General features: G+C 58.3%; 13 protein-coding genes. 10 read left to right on the forward strand and 3 right to left on the reverse strand.

Going from position 1 to position 18,580, the window contains the following annotated elements; genetic code table 11:
• Positions 1–134 precede the first annotated feature (134 nt).
• Positions 135–1,073 (reverse strand): calcium/sodium antiporter, encoded by a 939-nt coding sequence (locus tag ACY692_RS05825; protein ID WP_462324405.1) that lies wholly within the window; start codon positions 1,071–1,073, stop codon positions 135–137.
• Positions 1,058–2,110, reverse strand: a complete 1,053-nt coding sequence (locus ACY692_RS05830; RefSeq protein WP_462324406.1) for a tRNA(5-methylaminomethyl-2-thiouridylate) methyltransferase — start codon at positions 2,108–2,110, stop codon at positions 1,058–1,060. The genes ACY692_RS05825 and ACY692_RS05830 overlap by 16 nt, the downstream gene beginning before the upstream one ends.
• A gap of 313 nt (positions 2,111–2,423) precedes the next feature.
• Between ACY692_RS05830 and recA the strand changes: the two genes are divergently transcribed.
• Both recA and alaS read left to right on the forward strand, forming a co-directional pair.
• Positions 2,424–3,485 carry a recombinase RecA gene (gene recA, locus ACY692_RS05835; protein WP_462324407.1) on the forward strand — a complete coding sequence of 354 codons (1,062 nt, stop codon included), beginning with the start codon at positions 2,424–2,426 and terminating at the stop codon, positions 3,483–3,485.
• Between the two features lie 39 nt (positions 3,486–3,524).
• Entirely contained in the window at positions 3,525–6,164 is a 2,640-nt protein-coding gene (gene alaS, locus ACY692_RS05840; RefSeq protein ID WP_462324408.1) for an alanine--tRNA ligase, read from the forward strand.
• Between the two features lie 34 nt (positions 6,165–6,198).
• On the opposite strand, the gene ACY692_RS05845 is transcribed toward alaS, so the two are convergent.
• The gene (locus ACY692_RS05845) at positions 6,199–6,591 is read right to left on the reverse strand and encodes a hypothetical protein (protein ID WP_462324409.1); all 393 of its coding nucleotides are present in this window, start codon (positions 6,589–6,591) and stop codon (positions 6,199–6,201) included.
• A 177-nt stretch (positions 6,592–6,768) separates the two neighbouring features.
• On the opposite strand from ACY692_RS05845, the gene ACY692_RS05850 reads away from it, so the two are divergent.
• The 8 genes from ACY692_RS05850 to ACY692_RS05885 all read left to right on the forward strand — a co-directional run bounded on the left by ACY692_RS05850 (position 6,769) and on the right by ACY692_RS05885 (position 18,579).
• Positions 6,769–7,605 (forward strand): sulfide/dihydroorotate dehydrogenase-like FAD/NAD-binding protein, encoded by an 837-nt coding sequence (locus ACY692_RS05850; RefSeq protein WP_462324410.1) that lies wholly within the window; start codon positions 6,769–6,771, stop codon positions 7,603–7,605.
• Positions 7,598–9,016 (forward strand): NADPH-dependent glutamate synthase, encoded by a 1,419-nt coding sequence (gltA, locus tag ACY692_RS05855; protein ID WP_462324411.1) that lies wholly within the window; start codon positions 7,598–7,600, stop codon positions 9,014–9,016. The genes ACY692_RS05850 and gltA overlap by 8 nt, the downstream gene beginning before the upstream one ends.
• A 3-nt stretch (positions 9,017–9,019) precedes the next feature.
• Entirely contained in the window at positions 9,020–10,225 is a 1,206-nt protein-coding gene (locus ACY692_RS05860) for a PSP1 domain-containing protein (RefSeq protein WP_462324412.1), read from the forward strand.
• Between the two features lie 125 nt (positions 10,226–10,350).
• A complete protein-coding gene (metG, locus tag ACY692_RS05865) occupies positions 10,351–12,288 on the forward strand; it encodes a methionine--tRNA ligase (RefSeq protein WP_462324413.1) in 1,938 nt (645 codons plus the stop codon).
• Positions 12,289–12,522: 234 nt separating this feature from the next.
• The gene (locus ACY692_RS05870) at positions 12,523–12,843 is read left to right on the forward strand and encodes a hypothetical protein (protein WP_462324414.1); all 321 of its coding nucleotides are present in this window, start codon (positions 12,523–12,525) and stop codon (positions 12,841–12,843) included.
• A 3-nt stretch (positions 12,844–12,846) separates the two neighbouring features.
• Complete coding sequence (gene carB, locus ACY692_RS05875) at positions 12,847–16,104, forward strand: carbamoyl-phosphate synthase large subunit (protein WP_462324415.1); 3,258 nt, start codon at positions 12,847–12,849, stop codon at positions 16,102–16,104.
• A 40-nt stretch (positions 16,105–16,144) separates the two neighbouring features.
• The gene (purF, locus tag ACY692_RS05880; RefSeq protein ID WP_462324416.1) at positions 16,145–17,539 is read left to right on the forward strand and encodes an amidophosphoribosyltransferase; all 1,395 of its coding nucleotides are present in this window, start codon (positions 16,145–16,147) and stop codon (positions 17,537–17,539) included.
• 17 nt (positions 17,540–17,556) lie between these two features.
• Positions 17,557–18,579: a KpsF/GutQ family sugar-phosphate isomerase gene (locus ACY692_RS05885; protein WP_462324417.1), complete on the forward strand. Its 1,023-nt coding sequence runs from the start codon at positions 17,557–17,559 to the stop codon at positions 18,577–18,579.
• The last annotated feature ends 1 nt before the right edge of the window (position 18,580 follow it).

Below are 18,580 nucleotides of genomic sequence, written 5' to 3' on the forward strand. Positions count from 1 at the left end.
CACCCGTTCACAAATACAAAGGCCGCCTTTTGGCGGCCTTTGCATGTTCGGAAGCTCAGCAGATTTGTCCGGATCTCTCGTAGGGGCAGACACTCAGGTCTGCCCCTACGAGAGATCCGTGATGGAATGCGTTGTTATCCCATAAAATCCCAGGTCCACCGTCCCAGATTGATCAGAATGAGCAACGCCCCCTCCACGCGTCCCACTCTCCAGCCGGAGCGCATAAAAACGAGTACCAGAAAGACCATGCTCACCAAGGCATACAGACTGGGCAATGCTGTCGGGGAAATTTCCAAGGGCCGCAGGATGCAGGTCATCCCCAATACCCCGGCGAAATTGAAGAAATCGCTGCCGAGGAGGTTTCCCAGGAGCATGTCGTTTTTGCCCCGGAAGGTTGCTGCCAAACAGGTGATCAGCTCCGGAAGGGAGGTGCCCGCCGCAACGATGGTCACGCCGATGACCCATTTGCTCACGCCCATGAATTCTGCCAGGGACGAGGCTGAATCGACCATGAAGTGCCCGCCCAGGGATATACAGACAAAACCGGCAACCAGCGTGGGGTAATCCTTCCATGTTGCCGCACGTTGGGACGGGAGATCCAGCCCGCTGAGCTCCTTTTGTCCCCGAAAGATCAAAAACGTGATGTATCCGATAAGCAAGCCCAACAGGACGGTTCCTTCCGCCCGTCCCATATAGAGATCCAGGGAGAAGAGCGTGACCAGAATGGTCATGGTCCATAGGAACACCCCGTCCCTGTATACAAGGGTCGGGTGGGTTCTGATTGGTTTGATCATGGCCATGAGGCCGAGTATCAGACCGAGATTGAAAATGTTTGACCCGACGATGTTGGAAAGGGAAATATCGCCGAGTTCCTTGAACGCGGCCGTGGCCGAGACCAAAAATTCGGGGGCCGAAGTGCCGAAAGCAACCACGGTCAAGCCGATGACCAGTTCGGACAGGTTAAATTTTCGGGCGATGGCTGCGGCGCTGTCCACGATCCAATTGGCCCCTAGCCACAACAGGGCGGCGCTGACCAGAACCAGGATGATATCCGGACCTATCTGTGTAACCATGATTTTTTCAACGCCTCGGCTTCGGTCCAGGTGGGAGGTTGCCAGCCCGACTCGTCCCCCCGGTCGGGCATGACCGAGAGGATCTCCTGATCACCGTGGTGCCGGACCGTGACATCCACACTGCGCAGGGATTTTTTTGCCTTGGGGGAGAAAGAGGCCACCAGTGCCGCGGCTTCCCGGACGCGTTCCCCGTTCCAGGGGATGTCCGGCAAGGGCCGGCCGATGCCCAGGGGCCCGGGAAAGTCGGCCAGATGGAAGTGGAGGTCCGCTTCTTTGTGGAGCCCATCCAAGTGGTTGTTATCGTGTTGGTCCCGACCTATGGTCAGCCAGCTCCTGCGTTTCCAGTACTGTCTGCCCACGTTGGCCAGATAGAAATCCGCCGCCGAGGGGGCCGGGTGGTGTTCGAGCAAGGGGACATACCTGACCGCTGCCTCGGCATCGGCCAGTCTGCATCCTCCGGCCGGGGTCGGTATCTCGGTGATCCCCATCTCCTTGGCCATTTTCAGCTGCGCCTTGCGCCCCCTTCCCCATAGTCCCAAAAGTTTGGACCTGTCCACGAGCCCCTGTTCCTCCATGGGGGTCGGCTTGAGACGCAGTGCGCTCAGGGGGCAGAGCACCATGTCCCTTACCCCGGCGTCACGGTCGACGATATTGATGGCGTCCTTGCGCTGGGACATGGGGCGCTGGCCGACCACGGTTCCTGAAACGATGAACCGGGCATTGTAATGGGCCAAAAGCTCCTTGGCCTTGGCAAACATGAGGACCTTGCAGTCGATGCATGGATTGAGGATCTTGCCGAAACCCTGGTTGGGGCCATCGAGGAGCATACGGACAAAATCTTCCCCTATATCATGGACAACAATGGGGACCCCATAGATTTTTTCCCACCGTTTGACCGCTCCCCTTTCTCCAAAGAACGGGGACACGAAATGGACGCCCAGGGTCGGGATGGATTGGGCCTGGATGACTTTGGTGGCGAGAATGCTGTCCAGTCCACCAGAAAACAGGGAGAGAGCCTGGTATTGTGTTGTTTGCATCGGGCGGACCTAGCCGAGACTTTGTGGTTAAGCAATCCTGGAATTTGTGGCCGAGAGGTCGGGAGTATGTGGGGAAGAAATTTTTTTGAAAGAATCCGAAGTTTTAAAATTCAATTTTATTAAGATGTTATGATGTTATGTGTGATGTGTGCTTGCCCTGGGACAATGATTTTGCTACCAAAACACGTTTTGTATTCCGGAACCATCCAAGAACGGTTGCCACGCCGTTTCCGCATGTGGCTGGGACTACCGTGTGGACAGGTCGTGCTGATGTTCTCCCTTTATCCCGATAAAAAACGCATGGAGTAACCCTATGGCCCGCAAGACGACAAACATCCCCCCCGAACAAATGAAGAAAGAGGCCCTGGATACGGCCATCACGACCATCGAGCGCAAATTCGGTCAAGGGGCGGCCATGCGCCTGGCCGATTCCGCGCACCAGGCCATCCCGGCCATTCCCTCGGGGTCCATCGGTTTGGATCTGGCCCTGGGGATCGGCGGGATCCCCCGCGGTAGAGTCATTGAAATCTACGGCCCGGAATCCTCGGGTAAGACCACCCAGGCCCTGCACCTGATCGCCGAGGCCCAGAAACAGGGAGGGACGGCGGCGTTCATCGATGCCGAACATGCCCTGGACGTGAACTATGCCAAGCGGCTGGGGGTGGCCACCGATGAACTTGTGGTCTCTCAACCCGATTACGGGGAACAGGCCCTGGAGATCGCTGATCTCCTGGTCCGCTCCGGTGGGGTCGACGTGGTGGTTGTGGATTCCGTGGCCGCGCTCATCCCCCAGGCTGAACTCGAGGGGAGTATGGGGGAGACCCAGGTGGGGGGGCAGGCCCGGCTCATGTCCCACGCCATGCGCAAGCTGACCGGAACCATCCACCGGTCCATGACATCGATCATCTTCATCAATCAGATCCGCATGAAAATCGGTATGATGGGCTACGGCAGCCCCGAGACGACCACGGGCGGTAACGCCCTGAAATTCTATTCCTCGATCCGGCTGGACATCCGCAAGATCCAGACCCTGAAGGACAAGGATGAGGTCTACGGCAACCGGGTCAGGGTCAAGGTGGTCAAGAACAAGGTCGCTCCTCCCTTCAGGGAGGCCCAGTACGATATCCTCTATGGCCAGGGCATATCCCGGGAAGGGGAACTCCTGGATCTGGGGGTCGAGTACAAGGTGGTCGACAAGAGCGGCTCATGGTACGCTTTTGGTTCCGAGCGACTTGGCCAGGGCAAGGAGAATGTGCGTGCCTTTTTGCAAGAAAATACCGACATCCGGCAGCAGATCGAGGACGCCTTGCTGGTCAAGCTGGGGGTGAAGGAGCCTGCAGCCGAGGAAGAAGTCGTGCCGGCTGAAGGGGAATAGTGGATTGATATAATGTAGAAGCATCAAGGAGAATCCGTTTTGATAACCGCAGCAGAAATCCGCGAAAAATTTCTCAAATATTTTGAAAGCAAGGGACATTCGCGCCGGCCAAGCTCGTCGCTCATTCCCAGAGACGATCCATCCCTGCTTTTCACCAATGCCGGCATGGTCCAGTTCAAGAAGATTTTTCAGGGCCAGGAAACGCGTGACTATTCCAGGGCCACGACCTCCCAGAAATGTCTGCGTGTGGGCGGAAAGCATAACGATCTGGAGAATGTGGGACGCACAGCCCGGCACCATACCTTTTTCGAGATGCTGGGGAATTTTTCGTTCGGGGATTATTTCAAAGAAGAGGCCGTTGCATTTGCCTGGGAGTTCATCACCGAGGAACTCGGTCTGCCCAAGGAAAAGCTCTACGCCACCGTGTACAAGGACGATGACGAGGCCTTTGACCTGTGGAAAAAGGTGGCCGGACTGCCGGAGTCGCGTATCTATCGCCTCGGGGAAAAGGACAATTTCTGGTCCATGGGCGATACCGGTCCCTGCGGCCCGTGTTCGGAGCTGCACATCGACCAGGGCGAACACATGGCCTGTGGTCCGGATTGCGGGATCGGCAAATGCGACTGCGACCGGTTTCTGGAGATCTGGAATCTGGTGTTCATGCAGTTCAACCGGGACGAAACCGGGACCATGACCCCCTTGCCCAAACCGAGCATCGATACGGGCATGGGGCTGGAGCGGATCACGGCCGTGTGTCAGGGCGTGTACACCAATTTTGATACGGATCTGTTCATTCCCCTGATCACCTCTATGGCCGAGCGGGCCGGGGTAACGTACGGGGATGCCGATGATACGGATACCGCACTGCGGGTCATTGCCGACCATAGCCGGGCCATGGCTTTTCTGATCGCCGACGGCATCCTGCCTTCTAACGAAGGGCGCGGGTATGTCCTGCGTCGTCTCATCCGCCGGGCCTTTCGGTTCGGTCGTCTCATGGGCATGCAGCAGCCCTTTTTGTACGAGCAGGCCCGGACCGTTGTCCAGGAGATGGGGGATGCCTTCCCCGAACTGCTGGACAATCAGGATTTCATGGTCTCGGTGATCAAGAAGGAAGAGGACCGTTTCAGCCAGACCCTGGACAAGGGACTGGCTATTCTGGAGCAGGAGATGGATCGGGTCCGCGAGGATGGGGGCCGGGTCATTTCCGGGGAAGTGGCCTTCAAACTCTACGATACCTATGGATTCCCCCTGGATATCGTCAACGATGTCACCGAGAAGCAGGCCATGTCCGTGGACGAGACCGGGTTCAACACCTTCATGGCCGAGCAGAAGCGCAAGTCCAAGGAGGCGTGGTCCGGGTCCGGCGAAAAGGACGTTGCCGCCCAGTTTGCCAAGCTTTTGGAAGCGGGCATGCAGACCCGGTTCGTGGGCTACGACACCCTGTGCGCGGACAGCCGGATCGTCACCCTGCTCGATGACAAGGGGCAGAGTGTGGATGCACTGGTTCGGGATTCCAAGGGGTATGTGCTCACCGCCCAAACCCCGTTTTATGGAGAATCCGGTGGCCAGGCCGGGGACACCGGAAGCATGGTCACCCCCACGGGCAAGGCGCAGGTGGTGAATACCCTCAAACCCTCTCCCCAGCTCGTTGTTCATGAAGTGGTGGTCAGCGACGGGGAGCTTGCTCTGGATCAGGAGGCCGGCCTCACCGTTGAAGAAGGCGTGCGCATCGCCACCGCCCGCAACCATACCTGTACCCATCTTCTCCAGGCCGCTCTGCAGAACGTTCTGGGCAAGCATGTCAAACAGTCGGGCTCTCTGGTCACGCCGGACCGGCTACGCTTCGACTTCACCCATATCGCTCCCATGACGCCCGGGGAGATCATCCGGGTGGAGGATGCGGTCAACGCATCCATTCTGGCCAACGTGGACCTGACCACCCAGGTCATGTCCCTTGAAGAGGCCCGGGCCAAGGATGCCATGGCATTGTTCGGAGAAAAATATGAAGAGCAGGTCCGGGTGGTCGAAGTACCGGGGATTTCGGTGGAACTCTGCGGTGGAACCCATCTTCGGTCCACGGGCCAGGCGGGCACCTTTTGTATCCTGTCGGAATCGGGCATTGCCTCGGGGGTCCGTCGTATCGAGGCCCTGACCGGATGGGACGCCCTGGTCCACTGGAAGGAACTCCGGGCCGAACACGATCAGGTGGCCCGGGAACTGAAAAGCCAATCCGGAGAATTGCTGGGCAGGGTCCAGTCCCTCAAGGCGCAGCTCAAGGAGTTGACCCGGGAGAACAAGACGCTGCAGGAAAAATTGCTCGCCTCCCAGGGCAAGGATCTGATGCAGGGGATTGAGGAGATCGGCGGGGTCAAGGTTTTGACGATAAGGACCGAGGCCCAGGACGTGGATGCCCTGAGGAACCTTATGGATGATCTTCGTTCCAAGCTGACGGACGGGGTGATCGGATTGACCGCCCAGGTGGGAAAAAAGGTCGTTCTGCTCCTTTTCGTGGGCAAGGATCTGCACGGCCGGTTCACGGCCCCGGGATTGATCAAGCCCGTTGCCGCCGAGATCTGCGGTGGCGGTGGCGGTCGGCCGGATCTTGCCCAGGCGGGCGGGACCAATGCACAAGGAATCGATAAGGCGTTTGCCAGGCTCAAGGAGCTTGTGGGGTCATAATGACCGCCGGGACCGGTGGAAAGTTGCCCTGCAACTAAGCCATGGCAGAAAACGTTGGCGTGGAAACCGCTGCCTGATAATCGGCTTGCATGCTATAGGCCTGGAAGGCCTGGGCCTGGACAAGGGGAGATGATGGCTGGGAAGGTTGGTATGACTGGCTGGAAAGGGAGCTGTCCGGCCGTGTTTGCCGGGCCAGGGCAAAGGAAAATTCCTGGGCAAAACTGGCGGCCGGCCGGGAGAACGTGCCGGCCCGGGGGCTGGAATCCTCGGGTTGCGTATCCTGGGTGGAATAGGTGAGCCCGAACTTGCCCAGACGCACGGAAACCGAGGAGGTTTCCTGCTCTTCAGCCTGGCTATTTCCGGCCTCCCGGCTCGCAGGAGGTGGAAAATTCAGGGCTTGTGTCTGATATGCCGGGGGGATACGCATCCGTTTCACCGTATTGGGCTACAACCGTTGTCTATAGGTTGCTTTACCGATACGATGGTGACGGCGTTTTGACAAGTAGACAGTGAAACTTTTTTATTATGCAATGAAGATACCGCTTTTCCCGAAGTCGAATTTTTTCAGCTGGGAGGGAAAAAACGGTCAGCCGCAGGAGGGCACATGCCAAGCACGATCGTCAAAAAAAAGGGGCTCATTCCCGGCAGGGTGAGCGAAATGGTCATTGACGCCCCGAATATCGCCACCAAGGCCAAACCCGGCAATTTTGTGGTCCTGCGGCTCTCGCCCGAGGGGGAACGCATTCCCCTGACTATTGCGGACACCGATCCCGGGGCCGGGACCATAACTATCGTGTACATGGTTCTGGGCAAGACCACGGCCATGCTTGAAAGGTTGGAGCAGGGCGATGACATCCTCGATCTGTGTGGACCTCTGGGCAAGCCGACCCGTCTGGACAAGGTGGGCACGGTCATCTGTGTGGGCGGGGGAACGGGCATTGCTGCCATGCACCACATCGCCAAGGGCCACCACAAGGCCGGGAACAGGGTCGTGGCCATCATCGGTGCCAGGAGCAAGGATCTGCTCCTCTTTGAAACGGAGCTCGCCTCATTCTGTGACGAGGTTTTGGTGGCCACGGATGACGGGAGCTACGGACACAGGGGATTTGTCACCGAGGTGCTGGCCGACCGTCTTGAAAAGGATAGTGCGGTCGGCGAGGTGGTCGGGGTGGGCCCCGTGCCCATGATGCGCGCCGTGGCCGAGACAACGCGGCCATTCAAGGTCAAGACCATTGTCAGCCTGAACCCGATTATGGTTGACGGCATAGGGATGTGCGGGGCATGCAGGGTGACCGTCGGGAAAAAGACCCGGTTTGCCTGTGTGGACGGCCCGGAATTCGACGCCCATGAGGTGGATTTCGACGAATTGATGCTGCGGCTGGGTTCCTTTCGACAACAGGAGCAGGCCTCCTACGAAACCTATTGTGGATGCCATGGCTAAAAAGAGCAAAATCCGACCACGCGTCGACATGCCCATGCAGGACCCCACGGTCCGGTGTACGAATTTCAATGAAGTGGCCCTGGGCTATTCCATGGACCAGGCCATGATCGAGGCCTCGCGCTGTTTGCAGTGCAAGAATCCCACATGCCAGACCGGTTGCCCGGTTGAAGTGGACTGCAAGGGGTTCATCCATGCCGTTGCCAAAGGGGATATCGATCAGGCCTATGGGATCATCAAGGAAACCAATAGTTTGCCGGCAGTGTGCGGCCGTGTCTGCCCCCAGGAACACCAGTGCGAAGGGCATTGTAAACTCAATCCCACGGGTAAACCCATTGCCATTGGTCGGTTGGAACGGTTCGTGGCCGATTCCTACTATGCCGAGAATCCGTGTGATGCCATCACGGGACGCGACGACTGCCCCATGCTCCGCGAGGACATCAAGGTTGCGGCCATAGGTTCGGGACCGAGCAGCCTGACCGTTGCCGGGTATCTGGCGGCCAAGGGGATCAAGGTGACCGTGTTTGAGGCATTGCACGAATTGGGAGGGGTGCTGACCTACGGGATTCCTGAATTTCGGCTCCCCAAGTCCATCGTCCATACCGAGGTGGAGTTTCTCAAATTGCAGGGTGTGGAGTTTCAAACCAACCAGGTGGGCGGGATGACCGTGACCATCGATGATCTCTTTGCCCAGGGGTACAAGGCCATTTTTGTCGGCGTGGGTGCCGGGCTGCCTAAATTTTTAAACCTTCCCGGAGAGTCATCCATCGGCGTGTACTCGGCCAATGAATTTCTGACCCGGGTCAACCTGATGAAGGGGTACCGCTTCCCCGAATACGATACCCCCGTTCCCAAGGGAAGGCATGTCGCCGTGTTCGGCGGGGGCAACGTGGCCATGGACGCGGCACGCACGGCCCTCAGGCTTGGTGCGGAAAAGGTGAGCATCGTCTACCGCCGGACCAAGAACGAGATGCCCGCGCGCCGGGAAGAATTGGAACATGCGCTGGAAGAGGGGGTCTGTCTGGAATGTCTGGCCCAGCCTCTGGCCTTTGAAGGGGATGACAACGGGAATTTGACCGGTATCCGTCTGCAGCGGATGGAGCTGGGCGAGCCCGACGAGAGCGGCCGGTGCAAACCGTGTTGCATAGAAGGGGAAACCTATGTCCTGCCGGTGGATCTCGCCATCCTGGCCCTGGGCACGGGACCCAACCCGGTGCTGCTTGGTGCGACCCCGGGACTGAAAAAGACTAAATGGGGCTATATCGAGGGAGATGACCAGACCGGGGAAACCAGTATTCCCATGGTCTTTGCCGGTGGTGATATCGTGACCGGTTCGGCCACCGTGGTCATGGCCATGGGGGCCGGCCGCAGGGCCGCCAAGGTCATCGCTCGAAGATTGCTCGGAGAATCGTGATATATGGGGCATGTCGTAGGAGTGAAGTTCCGGGATCAGGGACAGGTCTATTATTTTGATGCCCGTCCCTATGTGGTCAAGACCGGGGACGTGGTTCTGGTCAAGACGGACGAGGGATTGGGCCTTGGCAGGGTCGTGGACCGGCGGACCTCCCCACCGGCACACGTAGCCGAGGAGAGTCTCAAGCCGATATTCCGTCTGGCCACCGAGGATGATCTCAAGGAGCATGGAGAGAACAAAAACCTGGTCAAAGAGGCCTTTGCCCTCTGCCGGGAATGCATTGTTTCCCATCGCCTGGAGATGAAGCTGGTCGATGTGGAGGTCTATTTTGACCGGAGCAAGATGGTCTTTTATTTTACCGCACCCGGCAGGATCGATTTTCGGGAGCTGGTCAAGGATCTGGTCCGGACCTACCGGACCCGTATCGAATTGCGCCAGATCGGGGTGCGCCACGAGACCCAGATGCTTGGTGCGGTGGGGAATTGTGGACAGGTCTGTTGTTGCCGCCGGTTTCTACGCAAGTTTGAACCCGTGACCATCAAGATGGCCAAGGACCAGAATCTTTTTCTGAATCCGGCGAAAATTTCCGGGGTCTGCGGCAGATTGCTCTGTTGCCTGGCCTATGAAAAGGACACCTACGCGGACTTCCAGAAGAGGGTGCCCAAGATGGGCAAGACCTTCAACACCTCCCTGGGGCCCATGAAGACCCTGCGCAGCAATCTATTCCGGGATTCCGTTATCGTGCTTACCGAGGACCGTCAGGAGCGCGAGGTCTCGTTGGATGAGTGGCACGAGATTGTCACTGGCAAACCGGTCACGCACCACCCCTCCCCACCGGGAAAATCCATCCATGAAACCAGACGCACGGAATCTGCCCCCCGCAAGCGGGACACGGCCAGAAAGCCGGCCAAAAGGGAAGAACAGGGGCAGGAGGGGGAGAAGGCCGGACCGTCTGACAAACCCTCGAGATCCAAGGATCGCAGCGGTAAGCCCCCCAGGAAGACTAAAAAGGGGCAACGGCCTGCCGGTTCGGGTGCGCCGGGTGAGAAAAAAAAGCCGACCAAACCCAAGCCCCAAGCGCCCAAGAAGCAGGACAAGGACGGCAAGCCGGATAGTCCCAAGAAAGGGGCGGGCAAGAGGCGTAAACCCTCCCGTAAGAGGCGGTCCCGCAAGAAACCCGGTCAAAAGAAACCCACGGCCTCCTCGTGAGTGCGGGTGTCCGTCCCGGGAAGCATTCCTCCAAACGGCACAAATAGTTGTTGGCTGTGCTCCTCCTGGTCCATAATTTTGGCCTAAAAAATTACCCCGCAACAACCCAACAAGGAGAATTGGCCTTGGATTCGTTTTTTCTTTCAACGCCCATTTATTACGTCAACGCCAAGCCCCATCTGGGGCATGGATATACCACCATTGTCGCCGATGCCCAGAGCCGGTTCCACCGTCTTGCCGGAGAGAAAACCTTTTTTTTGACCGGGACGGATGAGCACGGTGACAAGATCGTCCAGGCCGCAGAGAAAAATGGCCAGTCTCCCCAGGAGTATACCGACCATATCAGCGGATTGTTCCGCGATCTGTGGCCCAAACTGAATATCTCCAACGATTATTTTGTCCGGACCACCGACCCCAGGCACAAGAAGATCGTCCAGGAGGTCCTCCAAAAGGTCTATGACAACGGGGACATCTATTTCCACGAGTACGGCGGCCATTATTGTTACGGGTGCGAGCGTTTCTACACGGAAAAGGAGCTGGTCGACGGACTCTGCCCGGATCATCAGACCAAGCCGACCTATATCAAGGAAAAGAACTATTTTTTTCGTATGGCCAAGTATTTCGACCGTCTCAGGGAGCATATCCAAACCCATCCCGGGTTTATTCAGCCGGAGCGATACCGCAACGAGGTCCTGGCCATGCTCAATGAGGACCTGGGGGATTTGTGTATTTCCCGGCCCAAATCCCGGTTGACCTGGGGGATCGAGCTGCCTTTTGACGAGCAATTCGTCACCTATGTGTGGTTCGATGCCCTACTCAACTACATCTCCTCCCTGGATTACCCGGACGGGGAAGGGTTTGCCACGTTTTGGCCCGGGGCCCACCATCTGGTGGCCAAAGATATTTTGAAGCCCCATGCAGTGTTCTGGCCGACCATGCTCATGTCTGCGGGCATTCCCCTGTACCAGGGGCTTCGTGTACACGGATATTGGACCGTGAACGAGACCAAGATGTCCAAGAGTATCGGCAATGTGGTTGAACCCCTGTCCATGGCCGACAAGTACGGACTGGATCCGTTCAGGTATTTTCTCCTGCGGGAGATGCGGTTCGGTTCGGACGCCTCCTTTTCCGAAGAGGCCCTGGTCGGTCGTCTCAACGCCGATCTGGCCAATGATCTGGGCAACCTGTTCAGCCGGGTTCTGTCCATGACAAAGAAGTACTTTGCGAGTGTGGTACCCAAATGTGGGGAGTTGACCGAGGATGACAAGGACGCCATCGAACTGGGGACCAATGCCCTGGAGAATTTCCAGGAGCTCTTTCCCCGGTTCAAGATCTCCCGTTCGCTGGATGCCCTTTGGGAACTGGTCCGTTTTCTGAACAAGTATGTGGATTCCCAGGCCCCGTGGACCCTGGCCAAGCAGGGGGAAACAGACCGGCTGGCTACGGTCATGTATGTCCTGCTCGAAGGGATGCGCAAGGTGGCCGTGCACCTGTGGCCGGTCATGCCGGATGCCTGCGAGACCATGCTCTCCCAGCTTGGGATTGCCTTTGATCTCAAAACCGTGGATCTGGCCGGTGAGGCCAAACATTGGACCGGGCTGGTCGCTGGAACCGGGGTGGCCGTGAAATCCAACGTGTTCCCACGTCAGGAACTCCGGTTGGATCAGGAAGAACCCGCCCCTGGAAAGACCAACAAGGCTCCTGCCGAAAAAAAATCCACCAAGAAGAACGGGGAGCCGTTCATCGAATTTGAAGATTTCCAAAAAGTGGACCTGCGTGTGGGAACCGTGCTCAGGGCCGAACCCGTGCCCAAGACGGACAAGCTCCTGCTTATGACCATCGATCTGGGTGGAGACGAACCCCGGCAGGTGGTGGGCGGCCTGGCGGAATGCTGGCAACCCGGGGATCTGGTGGGCAGACAGGTGGTTGTGGTGGCCAATCTGAAGCCCCGCAAGCTCAGGGGCGTGACCTCCCAGGGGATGGTGCTGGCGGTCAGGACCGAGGAGGGGCTGGAGTTGTTGGGGCCGAGCAGGAAGGTTGGTTGCGGGAGCAGGGTTTCATAGTCGGCCAGGAATAATTTTGCGTATGATCTATCGGTAGTGTTCGATGCGTCGGGGCCCCCCTTGCGGGTGCCCGTTCGTGATGCGTAGGGGCATCCCTTGCGGGTGCCCGTTCGTGATGCGTCAACCAGGTAACGGATTTCGATAGAGCCAATATGTTCCAACGGGCACCCGCAAGGGGGGGCCCCTACGCAATATCAATATCATTGGCTGTACATTCCTCAACCGAGAGGACCCATGCCTTCCCTGGACGCATTCTTTCGTGAGGCCGGACTGAAGCGGCTCGTGGACCTTCCCGAGGGGTTCCGCAAAGCTGTACTCGGCAATCCCGACCTGTCCCGGGATGAGAAGATGGTCCTGGCTACTTTGTTGTATCTGGATTCTCGGCAGAAACTCGCCACCTTCAAAGAGGACCTGCCCAGAATGACCGGCTTGTCCATATCCGGATGCGAGGGGTGTCTCAAATCCCTTGCCCGTCAGGGGCTAATAGCATACACCCGGACCGTGCTTCGTTTACGCGTCAAACCCCTTTCCTACACCCCATCCCCGCACGAATAATCCATGCCCAAAAGAACAGACATCCATAAGATCATGCTCATCGGCTCCGGCCCCATTGTCATCGGACAGGCCTGCGAATTTGACTATTCAGGGACCCAGGCCATCAAGGCGCTCAAGGAGGAAGGATACGAAGTCATTCTCGTCAATTCCAATCCTGCGACCATCATGACCGATCCCGAACTGGCCGACAGAACCTATGTGGAGCCCATCGAGCCGGAAACCGTGGCCCGGATCATCGCCAAGGAACGTCCTGACGCCCTATTGCCCACCCTGGGCGGTCAGACCGGGCTGAATACCGCCGTGGCCGTCGCCGAGAACGGCGTGCTGGAGAGATACGGGGTGGAGCTCATCGGAGCCTCTCTACCGGTCATCCAGAAGGCCGAGAGCCGTCGGCAGTTCAGAAAGGCCATGGACAATATCGGACTGAAGGTTCCCAAAAGCGGGATCGCCCGGACCCTGGAAGATGTCCGGGAATGGTCGTCCAGACTCTCTTTTCCCATCATTGTCCGCCCGGCCTTCACCCTGGGGGGGACCGGTGGCGGTGTGGCCTACAACCGTGAAGATCTCGAGTATATCGCCAATCAGGGACTGGCCGCCAGTCTGACCAACGAGGTCATGCTCGAAGAATCCCTGCTCGGATGGAAGGAATACGAACTCGAGGTCATGCGGGACAAAAATGACAACTGCGTGATCATCTGTTCCATTGAGAATCTTGATCCCATGGGCGTTCATACGGGTGATTCCATTACCGTGGCCCCGTCCCAGACCCTCACCGATGACGAGTACCAGATGATGCGCGACGCCTCTTTGGCCATCATGCGCGAGATCGGGGTGGAGACCGGCGGGTCCAATGTCCAGTTTGCTCTGAACCCGGCCAACGGTGATCTCATGGTCATCGAGATGAATCCCCGCGTATCCCGCTCCTCGGCCCTGGCGTCCAAGGCGACCGGATTCCCCATCGCCAAGATCGCGGCCAAGCTGGCCATCGGGTACACCCTGGACGAGCTGCCCAACGACATCACCCGGGAGACCATGGCCTCGTTCGAGCCGGCCATTGACTACTGCGTGATCAAGATCCCCAGGTTCACATTTGAAAAATTTCCCGGCACCAAGGATTATCTGACCACGGCCATGAAGAGCGTGGGCGAGACCATGGCCATCGGCCGGACCTTCAAGGAGGCCCTGCAAAAAGGCGTGCGTTCCCTGGAAACCGGATATCCGGGCCTTGGCAAATCTTTTTATGACGACCGGCCGGACAAGGAAGAACAACTGGCGGCCCTGCGGCAGCCGAGCTCCAGCCGGCTTTATCAGCTCAGAAAGGCCCTGCTTTCCGGGATCACTCAGGAAGAGATCTTCGAGGCCACCGCCGTTGACCCCTGGTTTCTGGACCAGATCCGTCAGATCATCGATCTGGAACGGGAGATCAAGCAGGGCGGGCTCGATCACAGCGTGTCCGCCGAGAGCGGGATTATCGTGGCCCTGCTCAAGAAGGCCAAGCAGAACGGTTTTTCGGACAGACAGCTGGCAGTCCTGTGGAAAAAGGACGAGAACGACATCCGCAGGATGCGCAAGCAGGCCGGAATCCTGCCCACGTACAAGCTGGTGGATACCTGCGCTGCCGAGTTCGAGGCCTATACCCCGTATTTCTATTCCACCTACGAGCGGGAGAACGAGGCCCGTCCCAGTGACGGCAAGAAGGTGGTCATCCTGGGCGGCGGTCCCAACCGTATCGGCCAGGGCATCGAATTCGACTATTGTTGCGTCCATGCTTCGTATGCCCTCAAGGAGATGGGCGTGGAATCGATCATGGTCAATTCCAATCCCGAGACCGTGAGCACCGACTATGACACCTCGGATCGGTTGTATTTTGAACCCCTGACCCAGGAAGATGTCCTGAACATCATCGAGCAGGAAGAGCCCGACGGGGTCATTGTTCAGTTCGGCGGCCAGACGCCCCTCAATCTTGCCGTCCCCCTGCTCCGGGCCGGAGTGCATATTCTGGGGACCTCTCCGGACAGCATCGACCGTGCCGAGGACCGGGAACGGTTCCAGGCCCTGATCCAGAAGCTCGACCTGCTCCAGCCGGAAAACGGCACGGCCGTGTCCGTGGAACAGGCCGTGGCCATCGCTCGGGAGATCACCTATCCGGTGGTTGTGCGGCCCTCATATGTTCTCGGTGGCCGGGCCATGGAGATCGTGTATGACGAGAGCGAGCTGCGGACCTATTTCCGCGAGGCGGTCGTGGTTGCTCCGGAGCACCCCATCCTCGTGGATAAGTTTCTGGAAAACGCCATCGAAATGGACGTGGACGCCCTGAGCGACGGTGAAGATTGCTATGTGGCCGGTGTCATGGAACATATCGAAGAGGCGGGCATCCACTCCGGTGATTCGGCCTGCGTGCTCCCCCCCCATACCATCGACGATGAATTCGTGTATGAGATCCGCCGCCAGACCAAGGCCCTGGCGAAAGAGCTGGGCGTTGTCGGGCTGATGAACATCCAGTTCGCCATCAAGGACAATCGGATTTTTATTATCGAAGTCAATCCCAGGGCCTCGCGGACCGTTCCGTTTGTGAGCAAGGCCACGGGCGTGCCCCTGGCCCGGTTCGCTACCCGGGTGCTGCTTGGGGAGAAACTCAAGGATCTCGATCCCTGGTCGCTCCGAAAACGCGGGTATTATTCGGTCAAGGAAGCGGTGCTTCCTTTCGAACGGTTTCCCGGGGTGGACGTCATCCTCGGTCCCGAGATGCGCTCCACCGGTGAGGTCATGGGTATCGATCCTTCGGTGGGTCTGGCCTATATGAAGAGCCTCATGGCCGCGGGTCTCTATCCCCCCACTTCGGGGACCATCTTCATCTCCGTGAACGACAAGGACAAGCAAGAGGTTGTCGAGCCGGTCCGGATCTTCAGCGGACTCGGGTTCAGGATCATGACCACCCGGGGAACCAGGGCCTATCTGAGTGAACACGGGGTGGAGACCGTACTGGTGAACAAGGTCTATGAAGGGCGGCCCAATGTGGTTGATGCCATCAAGAACGGGGAAATCCAGTTCGTGATCAATACTTCGTCGGGCAAGAAGACCATCCAGGATTCTTCGGAACTGCGTCAGGCCGCCGTCATGTACGGACTGCCCTATACGACCACGCTTTCCGGGGCCAAGGCCCTGGCCTGGGCGGTCAAGAAGCGGGCCTGTTGCGAGATGGAGGTCAAGTCGCTGCAGGAGTATTATAGCGAGAGTGAACTCAAACGGCGGCTCATGTAATGATTTTTCGATATTCAACCGTGTTACCCATCCAAAATCCATGAAAAAAGAATATTGTGGCCTGTTCGGCATATACGGGCATGAAGAAGCGGCCAGGATGACCTATTTCGGGTTGTACGCCCTGCAGCATCGTGGGCAGGAGAGTGCCGGGATAGTTACCTGGGACGGGGAAAAACTCCGTGAGCAGCGGGGCATGGGGCTTGTTGCCGATGTCTTTGAGGAACGTCATCTCGGCCATCAACTCAAGGGCAATGTGGCCATCGGGCATATCCGTTATTCGACGACGGGTGCCTCTCTGATCCGTAACGCCCAGCCGTTTATGGTCCGGTACAAGGGCATGCACATGGCCGTGGCCCACAATGGTAATCTGGTCAACGCCATGGAGATGCGTGAGGAGCTGGAAGATTCGGGCTCACTGTTCCAGACGACCATGGACAGCGAGATCGTCATGCATCTCATCGCCAAGCATATGAACGGTTCATCCGTGGAGCAGGCCGTGGCCAAGGCGTGCCGGGAGATCAAGGGCGCCTTCAGTCTGCTCCTGCAGATCGACGACAAGCTCATCGCCATCCGCGATCCCTGGGGGTTCCGTCCCTTGGCCCTGGGCAAGGTGGATACCTCCTATGTTTTGGCCTCGGAGACCTGCGCCTTTGATCTTCTCGAGGCCGAGTACATGCGCTGTGTCCGCCCCGGAGAAATGTTGATCATCGAGCAGGGGGGACTCCGGAGCATCCAGTATGCCGAGCCGGCCGTCAGCGCCTCGTGCGCCTTTGAACTCATCTATTTTGCTCGGCCCGACTCCATTGTCTTTGATGAAGAGGTCTATGCGGCCAGAAAACGTATGGGGGCTATCCTGGCCCGGGAGGCACCGGTCAAGGCCGATTACGTGATGCCCTTTCCGGATTCGGGAATGTACGCGGCTGTGGGCTATTCCCAGGAATCCGGCCTTCCTTATGAAAACGCCATGATCCGCAACCACTACGTGGGCAGGACATTCATCCAGCCCACCCAGGGAATGCGGGATTTTGCCGCCCGGGTGAAGCTCAACCCGGTCAAGAGCATGATCAAGGGCAAGCGGATTGTCATTGTGGAAGACTCCATCGTAAGGGGGACGACCATCAAGACCCGGGTCAAGAGCCTCCGGGAGATGGGGGCCAAGGAGATCCACATGCGGGTCAGTTGTCCGCCCATCAAACATCCCTGTTTCTATGGGATCGATTTTTCCTCCAAGGGCGAGCTCATTGCGGCCAACCATGCCGTTTTTGATATTGCAAAGTTCATTGGTCTCGATTCCTTGCACTATTTGTCCATCGATGGGCTCAAGCAGGCCCTGGGGCGTGACGATGGCTATTGTCTGGCCTGTTTTGACGGATCCTATCCTGTCTTCCCCGGTCAGGGGTGTGGCAAGATGTGTCTGGAAGATCCGGAAACCTAGAGCATGGGAGGAATCCGGTGACAGAAACAGAAAAATCTCCCAAGACCCGGGAGCAGTGGATAGAAACGGCGGCCCGGGTCCTGGCAATCGAGCGGGAGGGGCTGGAATCCGTGGAACGCGGGCTCGGCCCCGATTTTGTTACTGCCCTGACGTATATGGCTACCTGCACCGGGCGGATCGTCATCACGGGGATAGGCAAGTCCGGGTTGGTGGGACGTAAGATTGCCGCCACCTTGAGCAGCACAGGAACCCCCTCCTTTTTTCTCCATCCGGTTGAAGGGGCCCATGGGGATCTGGGGATGATCCGGCCAGAGGACGTGATCGTGGCCATTTCCTATAGCGGAGAGACCGATGAGTTGAACGCTATTTTACCGACCCTCAAGGGGTTGGTATGCAGGGTCATCGCTCTGACCGGGAATGCCGGCTCGACAATGGCCGGGCTCGCCGACGTGACCGTCTGCGTAGGGGTCCCCCGCGAGGCCTGTCCCATGGGGCTGGCCCCCACTGCAAGCACCACAGCGACGTTGGCCGTCGGGGACGCCCTGGCCGTATGTCTGATCGAGTGGAAGTCCTTCGATGCCCGGGATTTCAAGCGGTACCATCCCGGCGGGGCTCTGGGCCAGCGTCTGAGCAACAGGGTCCGCGGATTCATGCATCCCCCTGCCAAGGCCACGGTCCGGGAGAGCGCCACCCTTGGCGAGGGGCTTGAGATTTTGAACAGGGGTGGATTGGGTACCGTGGTCGTTGTCGATGGCCTGGACCGATTGCAGGGGATATTGACCGATGGTGATGTGCGTCGGTTGGTCTGCGTCGGGGAAATCGATCCGGACATGGCCATAGGCCAATGCATGATCCGCCATCCCCTGAACGCGGCACCCGATCAGCCCGCTGCCGAGGTCCTCGACCTCATGGAGACCAAGGAGGTCACTGTCCTTCCTATCGTGGACAGGGACAATGTCGTTCAGGGGCTCGTGCATTTGCACGATTTGCTGGGCAAGGGACGTCTCCGCTTTGCGCCATCTGTGGCGGACCAGCCGTGAT

It is taken from the genome of Desulfoplanes sp. (assembly GCF_054921335.1).

What these genes read in the sequence shown, in the direction of transcription:
- ACY692_RS05870 (WP_462324414.1), top strand. Translation starts at nt 12,523, where the DNA reads ATGCCTTCCCTGGACGCATTCTTTCGTGAGGCCGGACTGAAGCGGCTC.
- gltA (WP_462324411.1), top strand. Translation starts at nt 7,598, where the DNA reads ATGGCTAAAAAGAGCAAAATCCGACCACGCGTCGACATGCCCATGCAG.
- ACY692_RS05850 (WP_462324410.1), top strand. Translation starts at nt 6,769, where the DNA reads ATGCCAAGCACGATCGTCAAAAAAAAGGGGCTCATTCCCGGCAGGGTG.
- purF (WP_462324416.1), top strand. Translation starts at nt 16,145, where the DNA reads ATGAAAAAAGAATATTGTGGCCTGTTCGGCATATACGGGCATGAAGAA.
- ACY692_RS05825 (WP_462324405.1), bottom strand. Translation starts at nt 1,073, where the DNA reads ATGGTTACACAGATAGGTCCGGATATCATCCTGGTTCTGGTCAGCGCC.
- recA (WP_462324407.1), top strand. Translation starts at nt 2,424, where the DNA reads ATGGCCCGCAAGACGACAAACATCCCCCCCGAACAAATGAAGAAAGAG.
- ACY692_RS05860 (WP_462324412.1), top strand. Translation starts at nt 9,020, where the DNA reads ATGGGGCATGTCGTAGGAGTGAAGTTCCGGGATCAGGGACAGGTCTAT.
- carB (WP_462324415.1), top strand. Translation starts at nt 12,847, where the DNA reads ATGCCCAAAAGAACAGACATCCATAAGATCATGCTCATCGGCTCCGGC.
- ACY692_RS05830 (WP_462324406.1), bottom strand. Translation starts at nt 2,110, where the DNA reads ATGCAAACAACACAATACCAGGCTCTCTCCCTGTTTTCTGGTGGACTG.
- ACY692_RS05845 (WP_462324409.1), bottom strand. Translation starts at nt 6,591, where the DNA reads ATGCGTATCCCCCCGGCATATCAGACACAAGCCCTGAATTTTCCACCT.